Source organism: Ligilactobacillus saerimneri DSM 16049, from assembly GCF_000423265.1.
Lineage (GTDB): Bacteria > Bacillota > Bacilli > Lactobacillales > Lactobacillaceae > Ligilactobacillus > Ligilactobacillus saerimneri.
In genome coordinates, this window is record NZ_AUHQ01000021.1 from 1 (window position 1) to 16996 (window position 16996).

The 16996-nt window shown below is 43.1% G+C and carries 14 protein-coding genes, 1 rRNA gene and 1 other annotated feature; of the genes, 8 read left to right on the top strand and 7 right to left on the bottom strand.

Annotated features, from left to right (window positions below; genetic code table 11):
- Positions 1-213 (bottom strand): 16S ribosomal RNA (locus tag G541_RS0105940); the annotation flags it as partial.
- Positions 214-743: 530 nt separating this feature from the next.
- Between G541_RS0105940 and G541_RS0105945 the strand changes: the two genes are divergently transcribed.
- Positions 744-2444, top strand: coding sequence for an ABC1 kinase family protein (locus tag G541_RS0105945; protein ID WP_035163036.1), 1701 nt, complete (start codon positions 744-746; stop codon positions 2442-2444).
- 215 nt (positions 2445-2659) lie between these two features.
- Positions 2660-3088: an Hsp20/alpha crystallin family protein gene (locus tag G541_RS0105950; RefSeq protein WP_027826843.1), complete on the top strand. Its 429-nt coding sequence runs from the start codon at positions 2660-2662 to the stop codon at positions 3086-3088.
- An 885-nt stretch (positions 3089-3973) separates the two neighbouring features.
- Here the strand turns inward: G541_RS0105950 and G541_RS0105955 are convergent.
- Both G541_RS0105955 and G541_RS0105960 read right to left on the bottom strand, forming a co-directional pair.
- Positions 3974-4888, bottom strand: coding sequence for a DMT family transporter (locus G541_RS0105955; protein WP_009553446.1), 915 nt, complete (start codon positions 4886-4888; stop codon positions 3974-3976).
- Between the two features lie 20 nt (positions 4889-4908).
- Positions 4909-5208, bottom strand: coding sequence for a hypothetical protein (locus G541_RS0105960; RefSeq protein ID WP_009553448.1), 300 nt, complete (start codon positions 5206-5208; stop codon positions 4909-4911).
- A gap of 186 nt (positions 5209-5394) precedes the next feature.
- Here G541_RS0105960 and G541_RS0105965 point away from each other — a divergent pair, with 186 nt between their 5' ends.
- From G541_RS0105965 to G541_RS0105985, 5 genes are all read left to right on the top strand, one after another.
- On the top strand, positions 5395-5619 hold the full coding sequence (locus G541_RS0105965) for a hypothetical protein (RefSeq protein WP_009553450.1): 225 nt from the start codon (positions 5395-5397) through the stop codon (positions 5617-5619).
- 49 nt (positions 5620-5668) lie between these two features.
- A complete protein-coding gene (locus tag G541_RS0105970; RefSeq protein WP_027826845.1) occupies positions 5669-7792 on the top strand; it encodes an AAA family ATPase in 2124 nt (707 codons plus the stop codon).
- 54 nt (positions 7793-7846) lie between these two features.
- Positions 7847-8104, top strand: a binding site (T-box leader).
- Between the two features lie 71 nt (positions 8105-8175).
- Complete coding sequence (gene asnA / locus G541_RS0105975; RefSeq protein ID WP_009553454.1) at positions 8176-9186, top strand: aspartate--ammonia ligase; 1011 nt, start codon at positions 8176-8178, stop codon at positions 9184-9186.
- Positions 9187-9264: 78 nt separating this feature from the next.
- Positions 9265-10563, top strand: a complete 1299-nt coding sequence (gene asnS, locus G541_RS0105980; protein WP_009553456.1) for an asparagine--tRNA ligase — start codon at positions 9265-9267, stop codon at positions 10561-10563.
- Between the two features lie 133 nt (positions 10564-10696).
- Entirely contained in the window at positions 10697-12022 is a 1326-nt protein-coding gene (locus tag G541_RS0105985) for an APC family permease (protein ID WP_009553458.1), read from the top strand.
- Between the two features lie 84 nt (positions 12023-12106).
- Here the strand turns inward: G541_RS0105985 and G541_RS10405 are convergent, their stop codons facing one another.
- A complete protein-coding gene (locus tag G541_RS10405; RefSeq protein WP_155824516.1) occupies positions 12107-12265 on the bottom strand; it encodes a hypothetical protein in 159 nt (52 codons plus the stop codon).
- 291 nt (positions 12266-12556) lie between these two features.
- Here G541_RS10405 and G541_RS0105995 point away from each other — a divergent pair, with 291 nt between their 5' ends.
- Positions 12557-12751, top strand: a complete 195-nt coding sequence (locus tag G541_RS0105995) for a hypothetical protein (protein ID WP_009553461.1) — start codon at positions 12557-12559, stop codon at positions 12749-12751.
- A gap of 76 nt (positions 12752-12827) precedes the next feature.
- Here G541_RS0105995 and G541_RS0106000 read toward each other — a convergent pair whose 3' ends face one another.
- The 3 genes from G541_RS0106000 to G541_RS09460 are packed head-to-tail and all read right to left on the bottom strand — an operon-like array spanning position 12828 to position 16878.
- Positions 12828-14672: an ABC transporter ATP-binding protein gene (locus tag G541_RS0106000; RefSeq protein ID WP_027826846.1), complete on the bottom strand. Its 1845-nt coding sequence runs from the start codon at positions 14670-14672 to the stop codon at positions 12828-12830.
- On the bottom strand, positions 14672-16405 hold the full coding sequence (locus G541_RS0106005) for an ABC transporter ATP-binding protein (protein ID WP_027826847.1): 1734 nt from the start codon (positions 16403-16405) through the stop codon (positions 14672-14674). The genes G541_RS0106000 and G541_RS0106005 overlap by 1 nt, the downstream gene beginning before the upstream one ends.
- Complete coding sequence (locus G541_RS09460; RefSeq protein ID WP_051174573.1) at positions 16393-16878, bottom strand: MarR family winged helix-turn-helix transcriptional regulator; 486 nt, start codon at positions 16876-16878, stop codon at positions 16393-16395. Before G541_RS09460 ends, G541_RS0106005 begins: the two co-directional genes overlap by 13 nt.
- Between the last annotated feature and the right edge of the window lie 118 nt (positions 16879-16996).

Sequence of the window (16996 nt, forward strand, 5' to 3'; positions counted from 1 at the left end):
AAATGACCTATGCGGTATTAGCATCTGTTTCCAGGTGTTATCCCCCGCTTCTGGGTAGGTTACCTACGTGTTACTCACCCGTCCGCCGCTCATCGGTAAACCATCGTCAATCGGATGCAAGCATCTTCAATCAGTTGGGCCGATGCGCTCGACTTGCATGTATTAGGCACGCCGCCAGCGTTCATCCTGAGCCAGGATCAAACTCTCGATTTAAAATCTTAAGTCGATTAGACTCGTAAAAATTACTAGCGAATTGACATTCGCAAATGTTTTGCTCTTGCGTCTAGCAAGAAGCCCTACACATTTGATTTGTCGAAACTTTGTTCAGTTTTCAAAGATCTACTTCGTTGTTGAAAAACAACTTTTATAATATATCATTCACAGGAATTAATGTCAACACTTTTTTAAAAAATATTTTATCAAGAATTGACAACCTGTAAAAACAAGCGTTTATTATCATAACCATTATTATGATCAATGTCAACACTTATTTTTTGTTCTCAACAGAGATGTAATATCTCGTGTCAAGCAACGATATCTACTATACTCACAACTGCCAGGGCGGTCAAGGTTTTTTTACATAAAATACCATCTTTTTTGTTTTAGCAAACTTTCTGTGAACAACCAGCTTAAATGCCTTTTTAATTACGAACTTTTTGCGTTATATATTTTTATCGTTCGCCAATGATAATTATCCCCTAATGGTAAAATAGTAATAAGGATTATTATTCAGGAGGTTTATCATGGCATCAGGCAACATCAAAAAAAGTGCTCGCATTAAAGAAATCATTTCCGTCATTCGCCGTCATAACGCTCTCAGTAATTTCAGTAAGCAAATCCATCCCCAAGAAGTCCGACAAGCATTGGAAGAATTAGGCCCGACTTTCATTAAAATCGGACAGATCCTTTCCACCCGCCCTGATTTAATGACTCCGGAATACATTCATGAACTTCATAAACTTCAAGATCAGGTGCCCGTTGACGACTACGATACTGTTTCTTCTATATATCAAGAGGCCACAGGAAAAACATTAGAAGCAACATTTTCTTCCTTTGAACACAAACCTTTCGCTTCTGCTTCCATTGGTCAAGTTCACCACGCTACTTTACCAAGTGGAGAGAATGTGGTTGTCAAAATTCAACATCCTGCTGTCGCACAACTGGTTACCATTGATCTTAATTTGCTCCACCAAGCGGTCAAAATTCTCCGTTTCACTAGCGAAAGTAAAATTATCGATATCCGACAAGTTTATTCCGAAATCAAAAGTTCCTTAATTAATGAAATTGACACTAGTATAGAAGCCAAAAACGGTCAAGACTTCTATAAACTAAATAATGGTGAGGGGATTATCCGTGTACCGCGGGTATATCCTGATCTTTGCGCGCCCCGAATCCTGGTCAATGAGGCGATGCCTGGTAGTAGCATTAAACAATACTTACATACGGATCATCCCGTTAGCGAGCGACGTTACATCGCCCAAACTCTGGTAACGAATTTCATCAAGCAAGTTTTTACAGACCGCTTTTTCCATGCCGACCCTCACCCTGGCAATATTCTCGTTGCTCCTACGGATGATCGGCACACCGTAACTAGCCGATCCTTCCATAAACAACTTGGTCCAATCTCAACACAAGTCACTAGTAAGCAAGCCTTACCTCCCTTACGCCTGATCTACCTTGACTTCGGTATGATGGGACGGATCTCACCGCTACTCGCCGCTAATTTACGTAATGTTGTCACTGCTCTAGCCCTTCGCGATGAGTATGACATCACCCAAGCAGTACTTGCCATCTGCAATCAAACCGGACCTGTCGATCACAATGCTTTTCGTCAGGAGTTAGCCGTCTTTTTGAAGCCATTTTTTACAACCAACATCGTTGATCTTAATTTGGCAACCATACTGTTCGACATTGTCAAGCTATGTCGCCGCTACAACCTCCAAATTAAAAGTGAGGCAATAACCTTAATCAAAGCCGTTGCATCCTTAGAGTCTACTATTGCCCAGCTTGACCCCAACCTATCTTTACTAGATATCGCCCGTCCTTTTGCTCTCAAAGAATGGTTCCAACAAATCGACCTGCATGCTAGCTTACAAGATAACCTTCTGCTATTCGGTCAATCATTGCAGGATGTTCCGCACATCCCACGTAAAATCAACCACCTCCTCGACACCTTGGAGAGTGGTCAAAGTCAAATCAACCTCCATCACACTGGCTTAACCAAATTCGTTAGTAAATTAGAACGATTGACTAATCGAATTGTCATCGCCATCATCCTCGCGGCTGTCATCTTGGGATCATCACTTTTAGTTCAAGTCAGTGCAGACCACCCATATATTGCACGCATTGGGATTATTGGATATTGCATTGCCCTAACCATCATTCTCGGAATGTTGGGACGAAGTTGGTATGATCATTGGCGTAAAAAACATCATCGTAAATAAAAAAGCACCTACCCCTTGGTAGATGCAACCGTATAATATATAGAAACCAAAGCATGCGCTTTTTTTGATCAGGAAACAAGCTCTTTTCTTTGACCTTTGTTGAAATCGTTGTTATTAAGCTTTTATTAAGTTGTTTGACTTTTTTTGACCTTTAGCTTGACAACTCGTTTTTGTGCGCTATGATAAAGGCGTAAACAAGAAAGGAAGTAGTAATTATGGCAAATGAATTGCAAAACAGATTTAACGATTTTATGAATAGTGATAACTTCTTCAGCAACTTTGGTCGTTCTTTCTTCAATTTAGACGGCCATGATACCTACATGAAGACTGATGTCGCCGAAACTTCTAAGGATTATCAAGTTAATATTGACCTTCCTGGAGTTGACAAGCAAGACATTCAAATTGATTTCAAGAACAATATCTTAACTGTTTCAGCAAAGCGTGATTCTTTCAGTGATCAAAGCGATCATGAAGGCAATCTAATCGCCAGCGAACGGAGCTATGGACGGTTTACCCGTCAGTATCAGTTCCCTAATGTTGCTCGGGAAAAGATCGCTGCTAAGTATGAAGATGGTGTTCTCAAGATTACTCTTCCTAAGACTGATGAGGAAATTGCCAATAACCATCATATTGAAATTCAATAATCCTCACTAATTATGAATAAAAGCAGGCATCCGTAGCACATAGTGCTACGGGTGTTTTTTTATGATTACATCCACCTTTTTTGATTGAAGTAAGCGCTTGCAAAAAGGAGGTAGCTATGGTATAAAATAAGTGTAAGGAGTCAAGGGATTCCCACAATTAGAACGATATTTGAGATCAATCAATGTTTGCAGTTTCACTACGTACTAAGGGGGTAATGGAACCAACATCTGACGCCTGAATAGGCTGACATCATTTATGTTCTTGAATCAATAGTTTAGGATAATGTTTGTCACATTTGAATATCTGTTACTAATTGTTATATAAGAGAGTCTAGATCATCAAGGATGACTAGAGTGAAATAGTTAAATAAAGGACGTGGGAACAATAGATACTCCTTATTGCAAAACCTATAGCCTTCAATGCTCATGATTACCGGGAGAGACCCAAAGCGGACTCCAACTGAGATGTTATGTATTAATAGAGCATGAAGGTTATTTTTTTGCTCTATTTTAACCCAATAATATTGGCTTCCAAATCCCCCCTACTTCCATTGAAAAAATAACTAGTTCAGGTCCTCATTCAAGAATGAATGGGGATTTTTTATAAAGTGTGTTTCTTAAAAAAAGAAATTTTATTTTAAAAACAACCGCCTACTAATTCACCCTTTTTCTAGTCCCACACGACATATAGTAATATATGCGCCTAAAAGCTCTAAAATCCTTATGCTCTCGCTTTAGCACCTATTTTTCTATATCTCGTATCCCCTATGTTTTAACCCTTTACCTGTTTGGCAGCAAAGAAGTGAGTGGGAAATATTAGTAGATAAAGAGAAAAACTGGGAGAAAACAATTTTCTCCCAGCTCCTACAAATTTGCTTCGCATTTTCATTCCATTTTGCGCACTTTCTTTTTTACAGCTGGTCGATAGTTGAGTCCCAAGACCGCACCAATCACCAGAAACGTTCCGATATAATCAGCACTTGTCATTGACAAGCCTAAAAATAATACTGAACCAATCGTAGCGGCCAAAGGTTCAAACGCATCCATCATGTTGGCCGTTGTCGCTGTGATGTGACGCAACGCTAGGTTAAGCATTTGGAACGGTAATAGGGTTCCGATTATGATCACTCCTACCACCAAAAGAATGGTCACCGGGGTCAGATGAACTGGCTCCCAAACCGGATGAGCAATCACCATCACAATCCCGGCCACTAACAATCCCCAACCTGTTACTTGCCAGGACGAATAGCGACGTGTCAAGGGCCCCGGAGTCGTCATGTTAACCGCTGCTCCCAAAGCTGATGCCAGTCCCCACAACAGAACTGACACCGTAATCGTCATATGGGTAAAATGTCCCTCAGTGGCAATTGTTGCTACCCCTGTAAAAGCAATTAAGGCACAAATAATATCCAATAACCGCAACGGCACCCGGCGGATTACCGTGTCATAAACCATCACGAAGAAAAGACACGTAAACTGTAAAACTGTTGCGATGGCTGCATTTCCTTCTTTTACTGCCATAAAATAACAAAATTGAACAGGAATTAAACCCAAGATACTATACAACACCAGTCGTCCAGCCGCCTTGCGGTCCCGCCAAATCACTGTCATCTGCTCGCCTTTAAAATGACCAATAACTAATAATATTGCCCCGGCCACTACCATCCGTACCTGCGTTAACCAAATAGCAGAAATCTGCTGATTAAATAAAGCTTTAGCCAAAAGACCTGAAATTCCCCACATTGAACACGCTAAAATAGCAACACCAACCCAGAATGCATGCTTACTTTGCTTAGCCACACCAACACTTCCTTCCCTCATTAAAACCACGGATCATACCGTTTGAATGGCAAAAATGACCGTTCCCGACTAATTTCAGCCATTTTCTTCAATAGTGCTTCCTCTGCGGGCGAAATATGCCAGCCCGCACGCAAAATCAATTCATACCGTAACCGCATGAATTTTTCAATGATCTGTTGCGGAGCCACTTGGCGGGCAGCTAAATCTGCTTGCGTTTGCTTGATCAGGGCATCCATCTTTTTGCCCTTGGGACTGTATACACGCGCAAAGTCTACCATTACTTGTTCAGCTTCAGCTGCGATCGTCTTCCGTGTTTTCATATGTATCCTTCCTCAATTACATTTTTCTTTCGTAATTATAGCAAGAAACATCCCTTTCTCGCTGATTATTTTATTGCTCCTCTGTGCTTAAATCTTAAGAAAAGGTTAAGTATATCACAAAAGTGATATTTCACCATTGTAATATACCACGTTTGTGGTAGTATATAAGTCGTGGAGGTGAGAGTAGTGCGAATCGACATTAAGGGTTATCTCGAACATAACCATCTAACTATTTACAAAGTAGCTAAAAAATCTGGTTATGGCTACACCACCCTACACAAGTCATTTAACAAGCAACAAACGAGTGCAACCTCGTTAAATTTACGTGATCTGCATGCATTGGCAGCCACACAAGAAGTGGCCATGTGGCAGATTCTCAAAGAACTCGAAGAACATTATCTCAAAGATTAAATCAATTTTGCATTTAACTATTTGAGCATTAAAGAAATGAGGGATATTTATGGCAAGAATTCCAATGGATCCATTTTCAGATAACATGGACGATATTTTCGACAATATGTTGAGCAATATGGGAGTTGATTGGCGGTATCATATCAATGGCCAAGAAGTATCTCCTGAAGAATATGCTCACTATCGTAAAACCGGCAAGTTGCCTAATAATATTCAATCACAAGCACAACAAGGACAAGTTGGCCGGTCAAATACTAACAAACAAAAAGCAGGTATTTTACAAAAGCTAGGGAGAAACCTAACCGCAGAAGCGCGGGCACATAAGTTAGACCCAGTGATCGGACGGGACAAGGAAATTCAAGAAACCGCCGAAATCTTAGCTAGACGAACCAAGAACAATCCTGTTCTCGTCGGTGATGCCGGGGTTGGTAAAACAGCAGTTGTTGAAGGGTTAGCCCAAGCAATTGTTCAGGGAAATGTACCGGCAGCGATTAAAAATAAAGAGATCATCTCAATTGACATCTCTGGCTTAGAAGCTGGCACTCAATTCCGGGGCTCATTTGAAGAAAATATTCAAAAATTGATCACAGAAGTCAAAGAAGCTGGAAACATCATCCTCTTCTTCGATGAAATCCACCAAATCTTAGGTGCTGGTTCTACTGGTGATAACGATGGGAGTAAGGGCTTGGCAGACATCATCAAACCAGCCTTATCTCGGGGTGAACTCACTGTTATTGGGGCAACCACGCAAGATGAGTACCGCAACACCATCATGAAAGATGGCGCCTTAGATCGGCGGTTCAACCAAGTAGTGATCAAAGAACCTAGTGCAGCTGATACTTTCGCTATCTTGAAAGGTATTCGGAAGTTATACGAAAAGCACCACAACGTTGTCTTACCAGATAAAGTCTTACAGGCAGCAGTGGATTACTCTATCCAATATATTCCCCAACGGAGTCTCCCTGACAAAGCTATCGACCTGATCGATATGACAGCTGCCCACTTGGCATCCCAACACCCAGTTGTTGATGACAAACAACTCGAAAAAGAGATCGCTGAACTCAAAGTTGCTCAAAAAAAGGCCGCAGCTGCTGAAGATTACGAACAAGCACAAGCTAAGAAACAACGCGTAGCAGAACTTGAGCATCAATTACAAAACCACTCCCAAGCACAAAAAGTCACGGCTACTCCTGATGACATCGCACAATCCGTTGAACGGATGACGGGGATTCCCGTATCTAAGATGGGGGCTTCTGATATCGAAAGACTGAAAAACATGGAAGCCCGCCTCAAGGGCAAGGTCATCGGCCAAGACGAAGCTGTTGCAGCTGTGGCTCGGGCTATTCGGAGAAACCGGGCTGGATTTGATGAAGGCAACCGCCCAATCGGCTCCTTCCTCTTCGTCGGCCCAACCGGTGTTGGTAAAACTGAATTAGCTAAACAGCTCGCCCGTGATATGTTCGGCTCCAAAGATAGCATCATCCGGTTAGATATGTCAGAATATTCTGATCGGACAGCTGTTTCGAAATTGATTGGGGCAACTGCCGGTTATGTCGGGTATGGTGACAATGGTAACACTTTAACCGAAAAAGTACGGCGGAACCCATACTCCATCATCCTATTAGATGAAATTGAAAAAGCCGACCCACAGGTCATTACCCTTCTCTTACAGGTCTTAGATGATGGGCGGTTAACAGATGGTCAAGGCAATACCGTCAACTTTAAGAACACCGTGATTATCGCTACCTCTAATGCCGGGTTTGGCAATGAAAAACTGACTGGTAATGATCACAAGGATGAAACTATTATGGAACGGATTGCTCCATACTTCCGGCCAGAATTTCTTAACCGGTTCAATGCCATTGTAGAATTTTCTCATCTGACAAAAGAAGATCTTCGGGCCATCGTTGATTTGATGTTAGCTGATGTCAACCACACCTTGGCTAAGAAAGGCTTAGACCTTACCGTTAACGATGACGTTAAGGATTTCTTGATCGAAGAAGGCTATGATGAAGCTATGGGGGCACGGCCACTACGGCGGGTAATCGAACAACAAATTCGTGACAAGGTCACTGATTTTTATCTAGATCATCCTGACGTTAACCATCTCCAAGCTACCATGGATAATGGGGTCTTGGTAATCAGTGCTCAAGAAAATAATCTTTCTGATTAATAAAAATTATGCTTGCATTTTTCCAAAATTAGGTTAAAATGCAATTAATAAATTGAAAAAGCGATGAGAAAGACAAGTAGTCATTCCGATTCTTCCAGTGAGTTGGTATTAGTGTGAAACCAGCAGACCCTCGATTGATGAATAACACTTTTTCGCAGTGCTACTGACCCAAATGAATCTCATTCAGAGTAGACTCAGTCGGAACCGGTCCGTTACCTCGCCGGCGGAGCATGATGGTGCTCTAGTGAGCTGATCCAGAACAAACTGGATAATTTGGGTGGTACCGCGGAACAAAAGCCTTTCGTCCCTTACAAGGGGGACGAAGGGCTTTTTTGTTGCTTTCCCCGGCTAATAGTTTTTATTTTTAGAAGGAGGCAATTGCCATGAGTTTAGTCATTCCACGTGATTATGATCCAAAATTATCCATTCGGGAAACCGAAGCTGCTATTCGTTATATTCGTGAAACATTCCAAGATGAGATCAGTCAAGAACTCAATCTGCAACGGATGTCCGCACCGATGTTTGTTGAAAAGAGTACCGGGTTGAACGATAACTTGAACGGAATTGAACAACCGGTTTCGTTCACAATGGCTGGCCTCCCTGGCGAAACTATCGAAGTCGTTCACTCTTTAGCCAAGTGGAAACGTTATGCGCTCAAGCGTTATGGTTTCGGGATGCACGAGGGCTTGTACACCAACATGAACGCCATCCGGAAAGACGAAGAACTGGATAACTATCATTCTATTTACGTCGATCAATGGGACTGGGAAAAAGTGATCGCCAAAGAAGAACGGACCGAAGAAACACTCAAGCGGACCGTGCGCCAAATCTTCAAGGTCATCAAGCATATGGAACACGAAGTTTGGTATAAGTATCCCCAAGCAGTGCACCATTTACCAGACCAAGTGCACTTCATTACCACCCAAGAATTAGAAGACCGGTGGCCAGAACTTACCCCATTAGAACGGGAAAACCGCATTGCTAAAGAATACGGTGCTGTCTTTGTTATGCAAATCGGTGGTAAGCTTCGCCAAAGCCAAGAACCTCACGATGGACGCGCCCCTGACTACGATGATTGGGAGCTCAACGGGGACCTGCTATTCTGGTATGAGCCCTTACAATCACGCATTGAAATCTCTAGTATGGGGATCCGGGTAAGTGAAGAATCCATGCGTAAACAACTCAAGTTGGCCCATGCCGAAGAGCGGAAGGATCTGCCTTTCCACAAGATGCTCTTAAACGGTGAACTTCCATATACTATTGGCGGTGGGATCGGTCAATCCCGGTTGTGTATGTTGTTATTGGGGAAAGCACATATCGGTGAAGTTCAAGCTAGTTTGTGGCCTGAAGATATGCTCGCCCAATGTGCTGCTGCGGGAATCCAAATCCTCTAAGCACTAACACCTATGATTGTAGTAAAATAGAAGCTATAAACTATACCTAACAACTTTAATTTTAAGGAGGAGCACAAAGTGCAAACTATTACAATTAGTGAATCACCTAAGCACGTCAACGAAACAGTTAAAATTGGCGTGTGGCTAACTGATAAGCGTTCAAGTGGTAAGATCGCCTTCTTACAACTTCGTGACGGAACAGGTTTTTTCCAAGGAATCTTGCTCAAAAATCAAGTAACCCCTGAAGTTTGGGACATGGCTAAACACGAGTTACACCAGGAAACATCTTTCTGGGTAACCGGTGAAATTCATGAAGATTCTCGGTCTAAGTTTGGTTACGAAATCCAAGTTCAATCCATCGAACTTGTCGGTGAAAGTGATGATTACCCAATCGGCAATAAGGAACACGGGGTAGAGTTCTTGATGGATCACCGTCACTTGTGGTTGCGGTCCTCCAAGCCCAACGCAATGCTTAAGATCCGGAGCCAAGTCAAGTTAGCAACAATGGAATTCTTTGCTAAGCATGGTTTCACCCAGCTTGATGCTCCCATCTTGACCGGTAGTTCACCAGAAGGGACCACGGACCTCTTCCATACTAAGTACTTTGATGATGATGCTTACCTTTCCCAATCTGGTCAGCTCTATGCAGAAGCAGGCGCTATGGCCTTAGGTAAGGTATACACTATGGGACCAACTTTCCGGGCTGAAAAGTCCAAGACACGGCGGCACCTAACGGAATTCTGGATGATTGAACCAGAAATGGCCTGGATGCACCAACCTGAAAGCTTGGAACTCCAAGAACAATACATCGCATACTTGGTGCAAAGCCTCATTGATAACTGTGCCCGTGAATTAGAAACCGTGGGCCGGAGCGTAGAATCATTACGTCCATTCACTGAATTGCCTTACCCACGGATCACTTACAAGAAGGCCATCGAGATGTTACAAGAAGGCGGTTTTGACTCCAAGTTTGGTGATGACTTTGGTTCGCCTGAAGAAACATACTTGGCTGATCAATTCCAAAAGCCGGTCTTTATTTTGAACTATCCAAAGGAAATCAAGGCCTTCTACATGAAGCCTGATCCTGAAGACGATCGCCAAGTTGTCTGCGCTGACCTCTTAGCTCCAGAAGGCTACGGTGAAATCATCGGTGGTTCAGAACGTGCTACTGACTATGATTACTTAGTCCAAAAATTTGCTGAAAACCACCTTGATATGGCCGACTATGGTTGGTACGCTGACCTCCGTAAATACGGGACAGTTCCTCACTCTGGTTTCGGGATGGGGCTAGAACGTTTCATCGCTTGGATTACCCTTTCTGACCACATTCGTGAAGGTAGCCCATTCCCAAGAATGTTGAACAGATTACGTCCATAACCAATAACTAAATACTACGCATGTAATTGAGAGTGCCTAGCACTTTCGGGTTACGCTCATGGGAGCGTGAAGATGAAGCCACCTGACTTCTGTCACGCTCCCTTTTTGCAAATACTTAAGGAGTGTGTAAATTATGAACCACCAACCTGAACTTAACCGGACCCTGGGATTGGGATCGGCATTATCAATTGTCATCGGAACAATTATCGGTTCCGGTATCTTCTTTAAACAAGCATCCGTTTTGGCCAGTGCTGGTTCTTCCACACACGCCTTACTTGCTTGGATCATTGGGGGTGTAATCACCCTAACGTCTGGTCTAACTATTGCCGAAATTGGGGCACAAATGCCGGTTACCGGTGGCTTGTACGTTTATATCGAAAATATCTTTGGACGTCGGCTTGGTTTTTTAGCTGGCTGGATGCAGGTGATCGTTTACGGGCCAGCAATTTCAGCATCTGTGGCGGGATTTATGAGTATCCTCATCACTGAATTTTTTGGTTGGCCAGAACAATGGCGAATCCCCGTGGCAGTTGTTATGATTGTTGCCATCAGTGTCCTTAATATGTTTGAAAACCGCGTGGGAGCTTTCTTCTCTATCCTCACTACGCTTTGTAAGCTAGTTCCTATTACCGCCATTATCGTTTGGGGAATTCTCCACGGGCATGTTACTGCCCTAGGTCAGACTGTAACGACTGTTCATCAAGCTAGCGGTAACATGGGGGTCGCTGTTTTGGCCACCCTGTTTGCTTATGATGGTTGGATTTTGATCGCAAACCTCGGGGGTGAAATGAAAAATCCCCAAAAACTTCTTCCGCAGGCTATCATTATTGGGGTCAGCGCTGTTTTATTGATTTATACCTTGATTTCATTCAGTGTCTTTCGCTTTCTTCCAGCCAACAAGATTCTTGCTTTAGGAGAAAAGGCAACTGCCTACTTAGCACAAACTGCCTTTGGTCAACTAGGAGGGAAACTGCTTGCGATTGGAATCATCATTTCGATGATGGGAACACTTAATGGCAAACTATTAACCTTCCCTCGTATCGTATACGCTATGGCTAAACGTGGTGACTTACCGTTTTCTCGTTACCTAGCTTATTTACACCCACGAGCAAAAACCCCGGTTTATGCCACAGGAGCAGTGATGGTGATCGCTATCTTAATGACCTTCTTTTTTAATCCCGATCACTTATCTGACCTCTGTGTCTTCACTGTGTATTGCTTCTATACCTTGGCTTTCTTTGGACTTTTTGTTTTACGGCACCGGAGAACCGAACCCCGTCCTTTCTCGGTTCCACTTTATCCCTTGGTGCCACTGGTGGCCTTAGGTGGTGGGTTATTTATCCTCGGCAGTGAGGTTGTCAATGATCCGTGGGGAGTTATCCTCTTTATTGGGGTTGTTGTCCTCGGGTTACCGATTTTATGGTTAATCAAAACATTAGATCGTAAGCGCCAATTCTAAAACTAGTTACTAAACTACAAATAGCGGGCATGAATGTTACTTCCTTGCATTCATACCCGCTATTTTTTGCGATTAATTATTAATTTAGCGCAGCAAAACATAAATTGTTGCGACCAAAAAGCATGCACATAGCAAACCTGACATGAAACTCAGGGGTTTGTTATTATCCCGATAAGTTGCATAACTAATGTAACCCGTTGCGATAAATAAAACACCTAAAACTAATGGCGAATCGACACTCATAACCGTCCCTCCTCGTTTGATACCCATATATTAACATTTTTCATTTTACTTGAATACTCCCCTTATTTTGCGCTTAGTTATTTGTTTATAACATAAAATTTATGTTACGAACTAATCACTTTTTAATCCCCTTATCACTTTATGAGGTGATAAAGCCTATAATACAGCACATTAAAGACTCCATCATTAAAATGTATGCGTTTTCTATCTAAAAGTATATACAAAAAAACTTATATTTGTTAACCTATATATGTAAGCGGATTCAGAATTTGTTTGAAGGGGGACTTTATTATGGATGTAATTTCACTCATGAAGATGTGTTTATTGGCAATGATTGGTGTGATGGCATTCTTCCCCCTTGCCCTGTGGCTTTCTTTTGATGCGATCAACGAAGTCTTTCAAAAAGATATGCGTCGTTTGAAAGCTCAGGAAGAACGAAATAAACCGATTATCAAAAAAGTCACAGTGAAAAACCTGACTTTATAAGATTCACACTCTAATTATCTCCATCTCTAATAATTGTACGCAAAAAAGCTTCGGAAAATTCCGAAGCTTTTTGATTTTAGAGATTACCTGCTTGATTGAATTGGCTATTATATAAATCAGCATAGAAGCCCCCTTGGGCCAACAAGCTGGCATGCGTTCCGGTTTCTACAATTGTGCCGTGATTCATGACAATGATTTGATCGGCATCCTGAATCGTTGATAAACGGTGGGCCACCACGAAACTTGTTCGTCCCTTGAGTAGCTTGTCCATTGCATGCTGAATTAAAAGCTCGGTTCGCGTATCCACGGAACTAGTGGCTTCGTCCAAGATTAAGATCTCTGGATCAGCCAAGAAAGCTCGGGCAATCGTCAGTAACTGCCGTTGCCCTTGCGAGATATTCCCCGCATCTTCCCCTAAAACAGTATCATATCCATCTGGAAGCTGGCGTACAAAGGTATCTACGTGGGCTGCCTTAGCAGCTGCAATGACTTCTTCCTCAGTAGCATCTTCACGTCCGTATTTGATGTTGTCATATATCGATCCCGAAAACAGCCAGGTATTTTGAAGAACCATCGCCATATGTTGCCGCAAATCAGCCCGTGCCATATTGCGCGTATCTTGTCCATCCAGTAAAATTGCCCCTTGATCAATATCATAGAATCTTTCCAACAAATTAATCAGGGTTGTTTTCCCCGCTCCAGTTGGTCCCACAATAGCAACTTGCTTGCCTGCTGGAACTTCCATATTGAAGCCTTGTAAGAGGGGTTTATCCGGACTATAACCAAAATGTACATCCCGGAAAGCAACCTTCGGAGCACCTACTTGAACTGGCGTTGCAACTGGGTGATCTGTTATTTCGTCCTCGTCCAAAACCGCAAAGATCCGCTCTGCAGAAACTGCGGTTGCTTGGATAGTGTTTGCCAAGTTAGCAATTTGGGTGATTGGTTGCGTAAACTGGTTAACATATTGCAAAAATGCTTGGACATTTCCCAAAGTTAATGTGGCATTAGCAACCCCTAGGCCCCCAACTATCGCTACCATAACATAACCGATATTTTTGACCATATTCATCAGGGGCATAATCAAGCCAGAAATAAACTGGGCTTTCCATGAAGCAGCATAATAACGTTGATTTTCTGCTTGGAACTGGGTAATCTCATCGTCTTCCTTGTTAAATGTCTTGACCACAGCGTGCCCCGCATATGTTTCTTCGACCTGATCATTCAACAGTCCCAAACTCTCTTGTTGGATAGCAAAGAAGCGTTGCGACTTTGGCGCTACAATTCCCACAACAACCATACTTAATGGAATCGTAACACAGGCGATCAGCGTTAACTTCCAGCTAATCGTCAGCATCATCACAAAAACACCGACAAAAGTAATCGAACTGGTTACCAACTGTGCCAGACTTTGTTGGAGTGTCCCGGCAATGTTATCCATATCATTAACCGCCCGGGACATGATGTCCCCATTAGAATGGGTATCATAATAAGCGATTGGCAACCGTTCCATCTTCGCCTTAAGATCCTTGCGCAAACGATAAACTAACCGCTGCGAAATATTAGCCATAATGAATTGCTGTCCGAAAGTCAAGACAGCCGCTGAAATATAAACAAGCGCTACAACAATCATGATATGCGTAATTTTGCCATAAGCGATTGGTAAGTGGGTCAACTGCTGCCCGGCCTTAATTTGGGCATAGCCTTGCTTAACCCCAGCAAAAATCACCGTAGTTGCTTCCCCCAGGATCTTGGGGGCAATAATTTGAAAAACAGTAGCCCCAATTGCCAAAATCATTGCCAATGCGAAAAGCCATTTCCATGGTCCCATGTAGCGGGCTAACCGCCAAATAGTTTTCCAGAAATGTTGGGCCTTTTCTTGGGATTGTGGTCCCCGGCCCCGCCGTCCATGTGGTCCCATTATGCTTGCCCTCCTTCTCTGATTTGCGAGTGTACAATCTCTTGGTAAGTCGGATTATTGGCCATCAGTTCAGCATGTGTGCCCTGACCGGCAACTTTACCATTATCTAAAACGATAATCTGATCAGCTTGGGTTACTGTTGCTACCCGTTGGGCTACAATCACAACCACGCTTTTTTGAATTGCAGGGTCATGCTTCAATGCTGCCCGTAAGTTGGCATCCGTTTTGAAATCCAGAGCTGAAAATGAATCGTCAAAAACATAAATCGAGGCTGGCTTGATGACTGCGCGGGCAATCGTCAACCGTTGCTTCTGACCACCAGAGAAATTTTCCCCATTCTGTTCAACTACTGCATCCAAACCATCAGGCAAAGCAGCCACAAAGTCTTTGGCTTGAGCAACCTCCAGTGCATGCCACATTTCTTCATCAGTGGCGTCTGGTTTCCCAAACTGCAGGTTAGACCGAATGGTCCCTTTGAACAGAATAGCTTTTTGTTGAGTAAAGGCTACCCGCTTATGCAGGTCATGTTTAGCCATATTGCGCACATCTAGTCCATCAACCAGGACCCGCCCTTGTTCCACATCATATAAGCGGGGGATAAGGTTAATTAAGGTCGTCTTCCCTGACCCTGTCCCCCCAATAATCGCAAGGGTCTGTCCAGCATCCATTTTGATATTAAGTCCCGTCAAGGCTAATTCTTCTGCCCCGTGGTAACGGAAAGAAACTTGCTCAAATTCTAAACTAGCCGGGGTAGTGGCTGCCACTGTTTGCACATCATCGGGTGCGGGCAATGAATCTGGTGTGGCTAGGACCTCATTGATTCGGCTTGCAGCCGCCTGGGCCCGCGGGATAAAGACAAAGACCATTGAAAGCATCATGAAACTGAATAACACCATCGAAGCATAAGTCATAAAGGAAACCAACTTTCCTACTTCCATTTCCATCGCCCCGATCAAACGACTTCCCAACAATACAATTCCAATATTGGTGAAGCTTAGAACAGTGATCATGATCGGATACATCATTGAAGTTAGGCTAAAGACTTTGATCCCCGTTTGGGTGTAATCCTGGTTAACCTGGTCAAAACGCTCTTGCTCGAAACTATCCCGCCGAAAAGCCCGAATTACCCGAACTCCGGTTAAGCCTTCACGAAAAACCAAATTAATGTTGTCGATTTTCTTTTGTAAACTCTTAAACAGGGGCACCGCATTACGCATCACTAACCAAACGGCTAATAAAAGCAACGGGACAGAGATTAAAAAGATCATCGCTAAGCGACGCTCGGTAACATAAGCCATGAAGCCGGCCCCCAATAACATCAAAGGCGACATCAGCATCATCCGGAGCATCATAATTACTACATTTTGGATCTGCATCACATCGTTGGTTGTCCGGGTGATCAAAGATGATGACCCAAAGCTTCCCATCTCTTGGTCACCGAAGTTAACCACCTTGGCAAAAAGCTCTTCCCGTAACCGTGCTCCTAGTTTCTGTGCCTGTGTTGACGCCAAGTACACATTGCCGATTGCTGCCAAAATACTTAGGCCCGCAAACAGTAACATCTTCCCCCCAGCTTGCCAAATATATGCTAGGTCTCCTCTAGCAACGCCCTTGTCAATTAATTGGGAAGTGATGGCCGGGAGGTTCAAATCACTTAAAACTTGGAGCAACATAAACATAGCTGCCCCTGCCACTGCTGGCCAAGACATCCGTGTTTTCATTATCTTCCACATCGCTTCTCTTCACCTTCCTTATGGTATTCATCCAATTTTTTACTAATATTCGCTGTTATTTTTTTAGTTAACCGGATAAATTCTGCTTGTTCCGCAGGGGTTAGCCCCGCTGTAATCACACCCTCACTAGTGATCCACACCTGCGCTAGTTCTTTCGCTAGGTCATGTCCCGCCGGTGTAAGTTCCACCATAGTTACGCGGCGGTCTGTAGCTAATTTATACCGCTGAACGTAACCTTTACGTTCTAAACGCATAATTGTTTTAACCACCGTTGTGTGCTGAATCTGTAATCTTTGGCGTAATTCCGTCTGTGAACATGGACCCACCCGGTCCAATATACCCAAAATAATATCTTGACCATGGTAAAGATCATGTTGCCATAGTTGGTGACGAACTAACTGTCCATACATCCGCCGTAATTTGAACAGGGCCAACCCTAAGGGGGCCTGATGAGCGAGCTTCTTATCTATCATTTTTGTATCCTTTCGTAAAATATGTTGCCGGCTACTTAAATTAGATAAAAAGATTTTATCACAGCATTATGTAGCCGGCAACATATTTATTTACAAAAAAAAAGACTGGAAAAACAAA